Here is a 13,104-nt window from a genome sequence, read left to right on the forward strand (position 1 = left end):
GTCGGACCAGTTCACCGCGGGCACACCCACACCGGTCGTACCGATTCCATCTCGGACGGTCCGTTCTCGGAACGAACCGCCAGAATCTGGTCGACGCCCATCCTGTTGTCTCGGAAGGCCATTCCGCCGCCGATCAGGTACAGCCGCCACACGCGAGCGACCTCTTCCCCGACCATCGCCACCACGTCGTCGAAACGCGCCTCGAAGCGCTCGGTCCAGACATCGACGGTCCGCACGTAATGTTCACGGAGGGCGTGTACGTCACGAACCTCGAGTCCTGCCTCCTCGATCATTGCGACGGTCCGCCCCACCGGGCGCATGTACATGTCCGGCGCGATGAACGATTCGATGAATGCTCCGCCGCCGGGATTGTCGCCTTCCCTCCGCGACATCTGCTGAATCAGCACGCGTCCGCCAGGCTTGACGTTGCTGTGCAGTGCCGCGGTGTAGGTCGGGTAATTGGCCTCCCCCACATGCTCACCCATCTCGATCGACGCCACCGCGTCGAAGGGCCCGTCCGGAATCTCTCGATAATCCTGGATTCGGATCTCGACGTTGTCCTGCAGTCCTCGGTCGGCAATTCGCTTGTCGATGAAGGCTTTCTGTTCGCGCGAGATGGTCACTCCGACGACCTGCGCTCCGTACTCCTGAGCCGCGTGCAGGCTCAGGGACCCCCAGCCGCAACCGACGTCGAGAAAGCGTTGCCCTGCGCGCTTGTCGAGCCCTATCTTTCGGCAGACGAGGTCGAGTTTGTCGCGCTGGGCATCGTCGAGGGTGTAGTCCGGCGAATCCGAGGTCCAGTACGCGGACGAGTACGCCATGTGCGAATCGAGTACCAATTCGTAGAAGTCGTTCGACAGGTCGTAATGGTGGCTGATCGCAGCTCGGTCACGGAGCACCGAGTGCAGCCGCCCCTTCACCGAGGCCTGCGACACGGGCGGCGGCAGTGGGCGGCCGAACACTCCGAGATCCTTGGCCAGCTTCGCCAACCGCAGGAGCGACGCCGGCCCCGGTCGTATCGCCGAGAGTCGGCGCTCACGCACCACACCCCAGACGTGATCGAGGGCTGCGGCGAGATCGCCATCGACGTCCAGCTCCCCGGTGACGTACGCCTGTGCAGCACCGAGTTCACCGGGGCTCCACAGCAATCGACGAAGGGCGCTCGGGCTCCGCAACAATACCCGCGGTGCCGACGCATCGCCCGCAACGGATCCGTCCCACGCCTGCAGCCGAACGGGAAGTGGACCACCCACCAGGGGTTCGATCAACTCGGCAATTCGATGTGCGACACCGACACTGCGGTCGGTCCGGTTCACGGGAAGTGTCGAGGTGGTCATCGGTTGTCCCTTCGGTCGAGCACGATCTGCTGAACATCGAGGTACCCGGATCTGAATCCGGCCTCCGAGTAGCACAGGTAAAAGTGCCACATTCGTGCGAACACCTCGTCGAAACCGAGCTCCTCGGCCTCGCTGCGATATTCACGGAACCGCATGTCCCACTGAGCGAGGGTTCGCGCGTAGTGATCGCCCATCGACAGACGCTCGCGAACCCGAAGCGAGGTGTTCTGCTCGGTCACCTCCTCGATGGCCCGCACCGACGGCAGGAACCCGCCGGGAAATATGTACTTGTGCACCCAGGTGTACGTATTTCGGGTAGCCAGCATTCGGTCGTGCGGCATCGTGATGGCCTGCAGGGCAACCCGCCCACCCGGCGCGAGCAACGAGTCGATCGTCTCGAAGTACGTCGCCCAGTACTGATGCCCGACGGCCTCGATCATCTCGACCGACACGATCGCGTCGTACTCGCCGTCGACCAAGCGGTAGTCGAGGAGATCGATCTGGATCCGATCTGCGTAACCGGCAGCGGCACAGCGCTTACGCGCCAGTTCCTGCTGTTCGGTCGACAGGGTCACCGACCGGACCGTCGCACCACGAGCGGCCGCACGAATGGCCAGCTCGCCCCATCCGGTACCGATCTCGAGCACCCTGGTTCCCTCGCCGACGCCCGCCAGGTCCAGTAGCCGGTCGATCTTGCGGCGCTGAGAGTCGGCGAGCTCCTCACTGTCGTCGTCGTTTCCCGATTCGGCGAACAACGCACTGGAGTACGTCATCGTCTCGTCGAGGAAGAGCTCGAACAGGTCGTTCGACAGGTCGTAATGGCGCGAGATGTTGGATCGCGTGTTCTTCGTCGTATTACGTTCGCTCCGTGGAGGCTTGGGGATATAGAGCCCTCGGAGGCGCTGTAGCGATTTGGGAATCAGGGACGCCATGCGCCGGGCGAAGACCTCGAGCACGGCACTGAGATCCTCGGCATCCCAGTCTCCGGCCATGTATGCCTCACCGAATCCGATGAGTCCGCTGTCGCCGACTCGCGCGGCGAAGTCGTGTGGCCGATAGACGGTCATCAACGGGGCGTCGGCCGAGCCGGCCCCGATGACCTCGCCGTCGGGCATCGCAACCCGGACCTGCAATCGCGCGACCGCGCGACGGAAGAGGAAGTCGGCGACGGGCGCTGCGACAGCAACCTTCATGCCACCGGGAACACGGGCGATCTGCGGCCAGACCCGCGCATCGACCGACGGGCTCGGACCGACAGCGAAACCACCGTACGGGTTCGACACAGAATCGGCCTTCGACACAGTTGTCATCTGTTGGCCCCTTCCTTCTGAATTCTTCGTTCCCCCGGAGGGGCAGGTTTCCGAACGATCTTCAAACCTCGCGCCCAGAGCCGAATGCCCTGCCAGCGGATCTGAACCACCACTCGCAAGGGCGCAAGCGGGATCTCGAGTGCGGTGCGAAGAATCGACCGCGTCGTCACCTCGCGTCGACGGCCGTGGACGGTCGCCACGAACGGAGGCTGCCCGGAACGTTCGAGGACGATCGACAGGCGGAGCGCGGCGTCCGGCTCGGGCAGCTGCATGGAGTATTCACCGTCGACATCGTTGAACGGCGAGACGTAGAACTCCTTGTTCGTACGTACCGCGCCGCGCGGATCGGTGTGCAGCAGATACCGGTATCGCTCGCCGTAGGTGTTGTGTACCTCCGCCACCACGCAGCGGAGTTCTCCGTCGCGATCGTGACACCAGTACACACTCAGTGGGTTGAACGTGTGCCCGAACACTCGCGCATTGGCCAACATCATGATCCGTCCGCCGCCGAGGTCGATACCGTTCTCCGCCAGGAACGCGTCGACGTTCTGGCGGATGGTGGCGTCGGGGTCACCGAGGTGGTCACGGGGGTCGAACGAGGCCAGCGGTCGCAGTATCCGGGGCAATTCGGGAAGTGCGTCGAGGTCGACGAACCAGCTGTAACTCTTGTACGAGAACGTATTTCGAATTGGCGCGCGTCGAACGTGGTCGATCCGAGTGAGATACAACGCCGCCCCGTGTGCGCGGGTGGTCGGCATAACCGATGTCAGAGCCACGTGGCCCCCACCCGTTGTGCGGCGCGCGCGCCCGACAACGCACCGTCCTCGTGAAATCCCCAGCCGTGGTACGCACCGGCGAATGCCACTCTGTCGGTATCCAATTCGGGAAGTCGACGCTGCGCTGCAACCGATTCGGGGGTGTACTGAGGGTGTTCGTAGGTCATCTCGTCGAGTACCGCGTTCGGGTCGATCCGATCCGCTCCACCGAGGGTGACCAGCATTCTACGATCGGTGTCGCTCAGGCGCTGCAACCTGGTCAGGTCGTAACTGACCAGCACCCGGTCGGGCCTGGCCGTGCACGACGGGAGGTGGTAGTTCCACGATGCACGCGCCCTGGTGTTCTTCGGCAACACCGACGAGTCCGTGTGCAGTTGCGTGTGATTGGTGGAGTACGGCATCGCTCCCAGGATGCTGTGCTCGAGCGCCGTCGGTTCTGCGAGCATCTTCAGCGCGGCACCGGGATGCACGGCGATCACGGCCGCGTCGAACGTGCGCAGACGGTCGTGACCGTCACGGATCTGCACGGAGTCCTCGGACCTGTAGAGCGCGCGCACCGGGGTATCGAGCATGACCTCGTCGATGTGCCGCGCAACCCTGCGAACGTATTCGATGGATCCACCGGTGACGGTGCGCCAGGTCGGTGATCCTGTGACGGTGAGCATTCCGTGGTGCCGGAGAAAAGTGAACAGGTAGCGAGCCGGGTAGGCGAGAGCAGTATCCGGATCGCACGACCACACCGCAGACACCAACGGCGTCATGAAGTGGGATTCGAAGTACGCCGAGAACGAGTGATCTTCGAGAAACTGGGCGAGAGTCGTCTCGGACTCGCCCGGTTCGGCACTGTCCAGCAGTTCGTTGGCCAGGCGATGAAAGCGCTTGACCTCGAGCAACATCGAGACGAATTTCGGCCTGAACACCGCCGTACGCTGCGCGAGAATCCCGCGCATACCCTGGCCGCCCGAGTACTCGAGCCCGCACCCGTCGCAGCGCACGGACATGCTCATGTCCGAATCCTGCGTCGGCACGTCGAGTTCGTCGAATAACCGCAGCAGAGTCGGATACGTCCGGTCGTTGTGCACGATGAACCCGGTGTCGACGCCTACCGGACCGTCGGGGCCGGCCACGTAATGGGTGTCCGCGTGACCACCGAGCCGAGAGTCCGCCTCGTACAGCGTCACCGTCGAGTTCTTGGACAGTGCGTATGCGGCCGTCAGGCCGGCGATGCCGCTCCCCACCACCGCAACCCGCCGGCGCGTCACGATTGCCTGCCCATGCAGTCGACCTTGGTATCGGCGGCGATTTCGACGACGAAGTCACGCGTGGCCCGCGACCAGAGTCGCGGATTGCGGAGCATGAAATGCCCACCCGGAACGGAAAGGTAGCGAGCGGAAGCCCCGCGCGCCGCCGCACGTTCGGCCGCACGGCGCGAGGTTCTCGGATCGGTCCATTTGTCTGCAGTCCCGTGCATCACGAGCAGCTTCTTACCCGGTCCGAACGCATCGGCTTCCGCCCCCTCCGGCCACCACGGAGCCAAGGCGACGACACCCACGATCTTCCGGGTCGTTTCTGCCGGCTCCACTCCCGCGATTTTCCGAGTCGTTTCTGCAGGCTCCACTCCCACGACAGAAGGGTCGTCGATCAGGGCAGCGGCGGTACGGCCACCCATCGAATGGCCGACGACCACCACGTGAGCGTCGGGATGCTCGGCGTGGATCCGGTTCAGCGCCCACCGTGCATCCTCGACCGGAGACCGTTCGGGGGCGTTCCAGCCCCGGAACCGGTACTGCAATTGCTGCACCGAAATGCCGCGGGTGCGTCCCACGCGCCGAAGCATCCAGGTGAACGGCCACATTCGCAGGCCGGCCAGATGCCAGGGCCTACTGCGTGCCCGGCTCACATCCTTACCGCCGCCGAGGACCAACACGACCAGTGCAGGCTCGGACACTCTTCTGCCGGTGCGCAGAACTGGAGTCGGCTCGTTGCTCATGACCACTATTCGGCACCGAGGTCGCTTCGGGTGGGATGGGTCCTGCCGAGTGGACAGTGACCTGTCCGACACAGAAAGAAGACCGGGCCGAGAGTGTGTCTCTCGGCCCGGTCTTCGTCGGTGGAGCTGCCGGGAATCGAACCCGGGTCCTCTGCTGCATTGCCAGGGCTTCTCCGTGTGCAGTCCGCTATGCCTCTACTTGGATCTCCCGATCTCGCGAACAAGTCAGGATGACGATCCCAGCCACTGTTTGATGTTCCTCATCATCCCGCGGCCGGATGAATCGGTAAGCCCTCTAGCTGATGCCAGTACCCGGACCGAGGGCGAGCCCGGACTGACAGACACGCAGTCGCTACTTAGGCAGCGAGTGCGTAGTCGCGCTGATTGGAATCGGCGCTTATAAGGTTGCGATGACGCTTACGGTGGTCTCTCGCCTGCACCGACACGCTTCCCCTGACTCAACATACAAAGTCGAAACCGTTCAGCCCCGTATGTTCCCGAACACCGTGTCCGGGCTGTTCAGTGTAACGCCTCGCATGGCCACAATCATCCCATTAACTGTCGGCCCGGCGATCCGCCGTATTCGCGGAGGCATCGGCGTCCACCCGCTGCACGACCGTGCGCAACATTCGACGCGCCATCACCAGGCGTGCAGGCAACGAGGCGTACCAGACCGCGCGACCGGCAAGACCACGCGGAAAGAACACCAGCCGCTGCTCGATCGTCGGCTGTTTCGCGGTTCCCCCGACCGTCAGGTCGAGCCACGCCTCGCCGGGAAGCCGGGCGGAGGACTTGAGCCGAGTGGTGTGTTCGGTGCCCGACGCGGATGCGTCGGGTCCGGTGACGTCGCGGTGCCAGCCGGTGAGAACGTCGGCGTCGGCCAATCGTTCGAGTGCGGGCCGGATCGCGGTCGACTTCGCTGCGCTTCGGGCGACGCGGGTGTCGGTGTAGACGACCTCGCCTGCCCACGCCGGATCCGAGGGCAGCGGGTCCGACGGTGCCGCGGTGCCCGTGGCGTCGGTCCACCGCGTCTCCACCTCACCGTCGTCGATCTTGCGCAGTGCCAATCTCACGGAGTCGCGGTAGCCCGTCAGGCCGCCGTCCGGACGGGGTACGACGGCGTCGATGTCCATCTCGTGGCCGACGGCGTCGTATTGCAGTGATTCGATGAGCGGCATCGCCAGCCCCCGCGGAATGGGAGTCACCAGCCCGATCCAGTGGCCGGCCAGTCGCGGCGTCAACACCGGGAGCACGATGATCCGACGCTGCCGCAGACCCGCGACGTCGGCGTAGATGTTCATCATCTCGCCGTACTGCATGACGTCGGGACCACCGATGTCGAATGTCCTGGATTCGGTGATCGGCGCACTCGCGGCCCCGATCAGGTAGTGCAACACGTCGCGCACAGCGATGGGTTGGATGCGGTTGTGTACCCACCGCGGTGTGGTCATCACCGGAAGCCGGTTCGTCAGGTGCCGGATCATCTCGAACGACGCCGAACCCGATCCGATCACCACGCCTGCTTGCAGCACGATCGTCGGAACTCCTGAATCGATCAGAATGCGTCCCACCTCGGCTCGGGACTTCAGGTGTGGCGAGAGCTCTCCGGTGGGCGGGTGCAGGCCGCCGAGGTACACGATGCGCCCGACGCCGCACTCGGCAGCGACAGCCGCGACGTTCTCGGCGCTGTCGCGTTCGGTGTCGGCGAAGTCGGAATGGCCTGCGGTGCCCATGGAGTGCACCAGGTAATACATGATGTCGACACCGGTCAGTACTTCTTTCAGCGAGTCTCGATCGCTGAGATCGCCCTGAACGATCTCGACGTTCGTCGCCCACGGCACGTTGTCGAGCTTGCTCGGGGTACGAGCGAGCACCCGTACCCGATATCCGTCGTCGAGCAGCCGCGGTGCCAGACGCCCGCCCAGGTATCCCGTGGCACCGGTGACGAGTACGCGGGGAGGCTGTCCGTCGTCTCGGGCCGCGGGGATGTCGGACGGCGAATCGGAAGCTGTCATAAACGGGTTCCTTACCCGTCTCCGAGCATGTTCAACCCGCGAGCGCGATCATGGCGATGGCCCCGAGCGCCAACGCCATTCCCACCTTCTGCAGCGTTCCGACCCGTTCGCCGAGCATCACCATCGCCAGCAACACCGTGGCTGCGGGATACAGCGAGGCGATGACGCTCACCAGCGACAGCAAACCGCCCTGATACGCGTAGATCATGGCGGCATTGGCGACGACGTCGAGCACGCTGACGAAGGCCGCCAGTTTCAACACGCTGCCGTGGGGAGGTGCGAAGTGTCCCGATGCCAGCGCCACGATCCAGACCACCGCGGTCGCCGACGCGCGTGACGCGGCCAACGGCCACAGCCCGCTGCCGTCCCCGATCTGGTGCAGAAAAATGAAGGCGAACGCGAACGTCACGCCCGAACCGACCGTCAACCAGGCCACGGTTCGGGTGAACTTCATCTCCCGACCACCGGCCACCTCACCGGTCACCTCGTCCGGGGATTCCTTGCTGACCAGCACCACCGCAACCAGCGCCACGGCGATGCCGAGGAACGCGATGACGCCGGGACGCTCGCCCATCGACAGGCCGACCAGCACCGGAATGCCGGCCACCAGAACGGCGGTGACCGGTGAGACGACGGCCATCGGTCCGGCGGCGAGGGCGAGGTAGAACCACCACACCGCAACGCCACCGGCAACACCCGAGGCCAGTCCCCACAACATCGCCGGAAGTTCGATGGTGCCGCCGACGAACGGCGCGACGAGCAGCACGATCACCAGCGAGAGCGGGTAGGACACGATGACCACACGCAGGGCGGCAACGCGGCGGGATGCGACGCCGCCGACGAAATCGCTCACCCCGTATCCGACGGCAGCTACCAGAGCGAGCAGAACAGCGGTCAGCGCATTCCCTTCACACGACGTCCCAGCTCGCGGGTCACTTCGCGTTCGGCAGTCCGCTTGGCCAACGACTGTCTCTTGTCGTAGTCCTGCTTACCCTTGGCCAAGGCCAGTTCGACCTTGACCTTGCCGTCGGAGAAGTACATCGACAGCGGCACCAACGTCAGATTTCCCTCTTTGACCTTGCCGGCCAGACGGTCGATCTCGCGACGATGCAGGAGCAGTTTGCGGTTTCGCCGAGGTGCGTGGTTGGTCCAACTACCGAGCGTGTATTCGGCGATGTGCAGCCCGCGCAGCCAGATCTCACCGTCGTCGACGGTCGCGAAGGCGTCGACCAGCGAGGCCTTGCCGTCACGCAGACTCTTGACCTCGGTTCCGACGAGGGCAACTCCGGCCTCGAGGACGTCGAGTATGGAGTAGTTGTGCCGCGCCTTGCGGTTGGTCGCGATGGCCTTGCGGCCCTTCTCTTTCACTGCAGGGCCCTTTCTCGAGCGTTCGCCACATGGAGCGGTTCCACGGGCAACCGCTCCAGCATAGAACCGAACGGCAAGCGAATTTATTCGCGCACGTACAGGCGCAACGTGATGTATGCCGTCACCGCTGCCATGCCGACTCCGACGAGAGCGAGGAACGGCGACACGAGGAGCACGTCACTGTTCGATATTCGAGCCAGGATGTTCGCTTGATACACGTCCGAAAGCACGTCATCGATGAACATGTTCTTCGCCGTGAACAGGCCCGCGATGGCCAGCGCCGAGCCGATCAAGGCCGCCACCACCGCCTCGAGCAGGAACGGCAGCTGGGTGTACCAGCGAGTGGCACCGACCAACCGCATGATGCCCACCTCGGTTCGTCTGGTGAACGCGGCGATCTGCACCATGTTGGCGATCAGAAGGATCGCGGCGATGGCCTGCACCGTGGCGATGGCGAAGGCAGCGTTGCGCACACCGTTGAGCACACTGAAGAGCCGCTCGACCAGGTCCCGCTGATTGAGGACGCTCTGCACGCCCGGTCGATTCTCGAAGTTGTCGTTGATGACCCCGAACCGTTCGGGATCACTCAGTCGCACCTTGAACGACGCGGGAAAGCTGTCGGCACTGACCAATTCGGCCAGTTCGGGCTGATCCTTGAACACGCGCTCGGTGGCGTCCTTCACCGCGTCCTCACGGTTGAGGTACTGCACCGACACCACCGACGGGGTGTTGTCGAGATCCGAACGCAAAGCGGCGCAGGTCTCCTGGGCGCAGTCGGGGTCGGTCGCGGAGATGTCGTCGGTGAGGAAGATCTGCACTTCGACCCGATCGAGGAAGATCTGTTGGGTTTTTCCTGCCATCTGCACCACGAGCAGTCCGCCGCCGAACAGGCCGAGGGAAATGGCGGTCGTCAAGATCATGGCGATCGTCATGGTGATGTTGCGACGAAGTCCGGTGAGGACCTCGCTGAAGATGAAACTTGCGCGCATCGCGGAATCCGAGCCCTTCGATTCGTTCGGTCGTGAAGTCTGTGCGGTCGTCTTACGGTGGAAGCGTCAGCGACCGACGCCGTAGACCCCGCGGGCCTCGTCACGAACGACTCGTCCGTTGTCGAGTTCGACGACGCGTCGGCGCATCGAATCGACGATGTGGTTGTCGTGGGTGGCCATCAGCACCGTGGTTCCGGTGCGGTTGATGCGCTCGAGCAGCAGCATGATGTCCTGACTGGTGTCCGGATCGAGGTTTCCGGTCGGCTCGTCCGCGAGCAGCACGAGCGGGCGATTGACGAAGGCCCTGGCGATGGCCACGCGCTGCTGTTCGCCACCGGACAACTCGTTCGGCAAACGGTCCGATTTGCCGCCGAGTCCCACGAGGTCCAGAACCTCGGGGACGGTGCGCTTGATCATCGAGCGCGGCTTGCCGATCACTTCCAGTGCGAACGCCACGTTCTCCACGACCGTCTTCTGCTGCAACAGGCGAAAGTCCTGGAACACGCAGCCCATGCTCTGCCGCAGTCGCGGGACACGTCGAGCGGCCAGCCGGTTGACGTGGAAATCGGCGACGTGGATATCACCGGAGGTGGGCGTCTCCTCCTTGAGAAGCAGCCGCATGAACGTCGACTTGCCCGAACCCGACGGACCGATCAGGAACACGAACTCACCCTTGTCGATGGAGACCGTCACCTTGTCCAGGGCGGGCCTGGTGGAGGTCTTGTAGGACTTGGAGACATTCGAGGTGCTGATCACGGGTCGCCAGTGTAGTCCTTACTCGCCGGTAACCGCCGGAACTGCTCGGCCGTCGCGGCGAGTCCCGAGAGACGGTGAAGAATGCCTCAGCGCGACGGCGTCGGCGCTGGTTGGGTCGGTATCAACGACTGAATTCCCGGTGGAAGCGGCAGGCCGAAAGTAGTGGTCGTGATCGGCGCTGCGGTCGACGTCGGCTGCTGTCCGGTGTCGTCGACGACGCCGGAAGGTTGCTCTGTTTCGGTGGTCGCGGCAGGCGTCGACGTCGCGGTGGAGGTGCCCGAGACACCGGTTTCGGACTGGGGCTCGGTGTACGGGGTGAGGTCGGCCGGATCGGGGGCAGTCGGCCCCTGAATCTGTTCACCGTCTCTCTCGGCGATCTCCGCGCTGACCTGGCCGTACCACAGACCGGTGAGCACGAAGAAAATGCCGAACGCGAGGGTGGACGTGCGGACGCGGCCGTTGATCTTGGCCGGAATACGCCACTGCCGCCAATTCCGTTGCGGGCGTCTGGTTCCGGTGCCGGGTTCGCTCATGTTTCCTCCGCCTTGGCGGGTCTGGAGGCTTCCGGGGCAACGCCTGCCGTACTGACGTCGGGCGCGACACTGATGCCCTCGGGTTGCAGTGCTGCCGCCACTCGGACCCGGATGTCGCGGCCGACCTGAAACTGCTTTCCCGGCAACGTTCGCGCTACGAGACGCACATTGACCTGCCCCACTTCGATGCTTTCCACGCCCATCACCGTTGGCTCGTCGAGCAGCAACGGACGAAGGTGCGGATCGGCGAACGCATCGCGGCCGACCGATCGGAGCAGAGCGTTGACCTGAGTGAGATCCGCAGTGCTGGGCACGGGTACGTCGACCACGGCACGAGCCCAGTCCTTCGACAGGTTGATCGCTTTGACGATCTGCCCGTTCGGGACGGTGATGACCTCGCCGTCGACGCTGCGCACTCGAGTGACCCGCAGCGTCACGTCCTCGACGGTGCCCTCGGCATCTTCAGCTGAACCGAGAACGGCAATCTGCACGACGTCGCCGAATCCGTACTGCCGTTCGGTGATGATGAAGAAGCCGGCGAGGATGTCCTGCACCACGCGCTGAGCACCGAAGCCGAGCGCTGCACCGAGGACCGTTGCCGGTGCCACCAGCCCGCCGACACCGAAACCGAAGCGTCGCAGCACCTCGATGGTGACGAGGATGTAAATGAGAGTGACGGCGACCCAGGTGATGACCTGCGCGAGGGCGTGCCGATGCTTCGCGGCCTCGGACCGCACCAACGCGTCGCTGTGCTGGTAATTCTGATCGATTCGGGCCGTGATCCGAGCCCCGGTCCACGTGACGAACCGCGCGGCCAGCAATCCACCGAGGATGTACAGCACGATTCCGAGGCCGTTGAGCTTGACCTCGGGCGTCACGTTGAGCCAGGCCGTCATCGAATTTACTGCTCCCCTCGCATTCGCCAACGGATGCCCGACTCCAGGAATCCGTCGATGTCCCCATCGAGAACAGTAGACGGGTTGTTCACCTCGTACTCGGTACGCAGATCTTTCACCATCTGGTACGGGTGCAGCACGTAGGAGCGCATCTGGTTGCCCCAGGAGCTGCCGCCGTCACCCTTGAGCGCGTCCATCTCGGCGCGCTCTTCCTTGCGCTTGACCTCGAGCAGCTTGGCCTGCAGCACGCGCATGGCCGACACCTTGTTCTGCAGCTGCGACTTCTCGTTCTGGCAGGTCACGACGATTCCCGTCGGGATGTGCGTCAAACGGACGGCGGAGTCGGTGGTGTTGACCGACTGGCCGCCGGGTCCTGACGAGCGGTAGACGTCCACGCGAATGTCGTTCTCGGGGATCTCGATGTGATCGGTGGTCTCGACGACCGGGAGAACTTCCACCTCCGCGAAGGAGGTCTGTCGACGTCCCTGGTTGTCGAAGGGACTGATGCGGACGAGACGGTGTGTGCCCTGCTCGACCGACAGTGTGCCGTAGGTGTACGGGGCCTTGACTGCGAAGGTCGCGCTCTTGATGCCTGCCTCTTCGGCGTAGGACGTGTCGTAGACCTCGACCCCGTAGCCGTGCTTCTCGGCCCAGCGGATGTACATGCGCATCAGCATCTCTGCCCAGTCGGCGGCGTCGATCCCACCTGCACCGGACCGGATGTTGACCAGTGCGTCGCGAGCGTCGTACTCGCCGGACAGCAGGGTCCGCACTTCCATGGCCGCGATGTCCTCACGAAGAGACGCGCGTTCGGCATCGGCGTCGGCGGTGGCCGACGCAGCTGCCTCGCCCTCCTCGCCCTCGGCGAGCTCGTACAGCACCGGCATGTCCTCGAGTCGCTGCCGAAGCTCTTCGACCCGGCGCAGTTCGGCCTGCGCGTGGGAGAGCTGGCTGGTCACCTGTTGAGCGTGCTCCTGGTCGTTCCACAGGTCCGGCGACGCGGCCTGGTGCTCGAGTTCGTCGATGCGTCGCCGCAATTCCTCGACGTCGAGAACCGACTCGACGGTGGACAGAGTGGTGTCGAGCTCGGCCAGGTCTGCAGAAACGTCGGGATGCACGAGAGTCAAGGTTACC

At 64.3% G+C, this 13,104-nt stretch carries 13 protein-coding genes and 1 other RNA gene; all 14 read right to left on the minus strand.

What is annotated here, in order from left to right; translation table 11 throughout:
- Positions 1 to 11: 11 nt before the first annotated feature.
- Positions 12 to 1,337 (minus strand): cyclopropane-fatty-acyl-phospholipid synthase family protein, encoded by a 1,326-nt coding sequence (locus AABD04_RS14795; protein ID WP_341441617.1) that lies wholly within the window; start codon positions 1,335 to 1,337, stop codon positions 12 to 14.
- Entirely contained in the window at positions 1,334 to 2,647 is a 1,314-nt protein-coding gene (locus tag AABD04_RS14800; RefSeq protein WP_341441619.1) for a cyclopropane-fatty-acyl-phospholipid synthase family protein, read from the minus strand. The genes AABD04_RS14795 and AABD04_RS14800 overlap by 4 nt, the downstream gene beginning before the upstream one ends.
- A complete protein-coding gene (locus AABD04_RS14805; RefSeq protein WP_341441620.1) occupies positions 2,644 to 3,405 on the minus strand; it encodes a DUF1365 domain-containing protein in 762 nt (253 codons plus the stop codon). Before AABD04_RS14805 ends, AABD04_RS14800 begins: the two co-directional genes overlap by 4 nt.
- A gap of 8 nt (positions 3,406 to 3,413) precedes the next feature.
- Complete coding sequence (locus AABD04_RS14810) at positions 3,414 to 4,703, minus strand: NAD(P)/FAD-dependent oxidoreductase (RefSeq protein ID WP_423228236.1); 1,290 nt, start codon at positions 4,701 to 4,703, stop codon at positions 3,414 to 3,416.
- Positions 4,682 to 5,413 carry an alpha/beta hydrolase family protein gene (locus AABD04_RS14815; protein ID WP_341441622.1) on the minus strand — a complete coding sequence of 244 codons (732 nt, stop codon included), beginning with the start codon at positions 5,411 to 5,413 and terminating at the stop codon, positions 4,682 to 4,684. The genes AABD04_RS14810 and AABD04_RS14815 overlap by 22 nt, the downstream gene beginning before the upstream one ends.
- A 118-nt stretch (positions 5,414 to 5,531) precedes the next feature.
- Positions 5,532 to 5,902: a transfer-messenger RNA gene (gene ssrA / locus AABD04_RS14820) on the minus strand.
- Positions 5,903 to 5,967: 65 nt separating this feature from the next.
- The gene (locus AABD04_RS14825; protein ID WP_341441623.1) at positions 5,968 to 7,428 is read right to left on the minus strand and encodes an SDR family NAD(P)-dependent oxidoreductase; all 1,461 of its coding nucleotides are present in this window, start codon (positions 7,426 to 7,428) and stop codon (positions 5,968 to 5,970) included.
- Between the two features lie 31 nt (positions 7,429 to 7,459).
- Positions 7,460 to 8,314, minus strand: a complete 855-nt coding sequence (locus AABD04_RS14830) for a DMT family transporter (protein WP_243593639.1) — start codon at positions 8,312 to 8,314, stop codon at positions 7,460 to 7,462.
- 8 nt (positions 8,315 to 8,322) lie between these two features.
- Complete coding sequence (gene smpB, locus AABD04_RS14835; RefSeq protein ID WP_243593484.1) at positions 8,323 to 8,796, minus strand: SsrA-binding protein SmpB; 474 nt, start codon at positions 8,794 to 8,796, stop codon at positions 8,323 to 8,325.
- 83 nt (positions 8,797 to 8,879) lie between these two features.
- A complete protein-coding gene (ftsX, locus tag AABD04_RS14840; protein ID WP_094674812.1) occupies positions 8,880 to 9,785 on the minus strand; it encodes a permease-like cell division protein FtsX in 906 nt (301 codons plus the stop codon).
- Between the two features lie 66 nt (positions 9,786 to 9,851).
- Positions 9,852 to 10,541, minus strand: a complete 690-nt coding sequence (gene ftsE / locus AABD04_RS14845; protein WP_027496574.1) for a cell division ATP-binding protein FtsE — start codon at positions 10,539 to 10,541, stop codon at positions 9,852 to 9,854.
- Positions 10,542 to 10,627: 86 nt separating this feature from the next.
- Entirely contained in the window at positions 10,628 to 11,074 is a 447-nt protein-coding gene (locus tag AABD04_RS14850; RefSeq protein ID WP_341441624.1) for a hypothetical protein, read from the minus strand.
- Complete coding sequence (locus tag AABD04_RS14855; protein WP_341441625.1) at positions 11,071 to 11,970, minus strand: mechanosensitive ion channel family protein; 900 nt, start codon at positions 11,968 to 11,970, stop codon at positions 11,071 to 11,073. Before AABD04_RS14855 ends, AABD04_RS14850 begins: the two co-directional genes overlap by 4 nt.
- Before the next feature lie 5 nt (positions 11,971 to 11,975).
- On the minus strand, positions 11,976 to 13,088 hold the full coding sequence (prfB, locus tag AABD04_RS14860; protein ID WP_027496571.1) for a peptide chain release factor 2: 1,113 nt from the start codon (positions 13,086 to 13,088) through the stop codon (positions 11,976 to 11,978).
- Positions 13,089 to 13,104: the final 16 nt, after the last annotated feature.

Origin of the sequence: Rhodococcoides navarretei (assembly GCF_038069675.1) — a bacterium.
GTDB lineage: Bacteria > Actinomycetota > Actinomycetes > Mycobacteriales > Mycobacteriaceae > Rhodococcoides > Rhodococcoides navarretei.

Coding starts and splice junctions, on each gene's coding strand:
- AABD04_RS14795 (WP_341441617.1), bottom strand. CDS start 1,337: ATGACCACCTCGACACTTCCCGTGAACCGGACCGACCGCAGTGTCGGT.
- AABD04_RS14800 (WP_341441619.1), bottom strand. CDS start 2,647: ATGACAACTGTGTCGAAGGCCGATTCTGTGTCGAACCCGTACGGTGGT.
- AABD04_RS14805 (WP_341441620.1), bottom strand. CDS start 3,405: ATGCCGACCACCCGCGCACACGGGGCGGCGTTGTATCTCACTCGGATC.
- AABD04_RS14815 (WP_341441622.1), bottom strand. CDS start 5,413: ATGAGCAACGAGCCGACTCCAGTTCTGCGCACCGGCAGAAGAGTGTCC.
- AABD04_RS14825 (WP_341441623.1), bottom strand. CDS start 7,428: ATGACAGCTTCCGATTCGCCGTCCGACATCCCCGCGGCCCGAGACGAC.
- ftsX (WP_094674812.1), bottom strand. CDS start 9,785: ATGCGCGCAAGTTTCATCTTCAGCGAGGTCCTCACCGGACTTCGTCGC.
- AABD04_RS14850 (WP_341441624.1), bottom strand. CDS start 11,074: ATGAGCGAACCCGGCACCGGAACCAGACGCCCGCAACGGAATTGGCGG.
- AABD04_RS14855 (WP_341441625.1), bottom strand. CDS start 11,970: ATGACGGCCTGGCTCAACGTGACGCCCGAGGTCAAGCTCAACGGCCTC.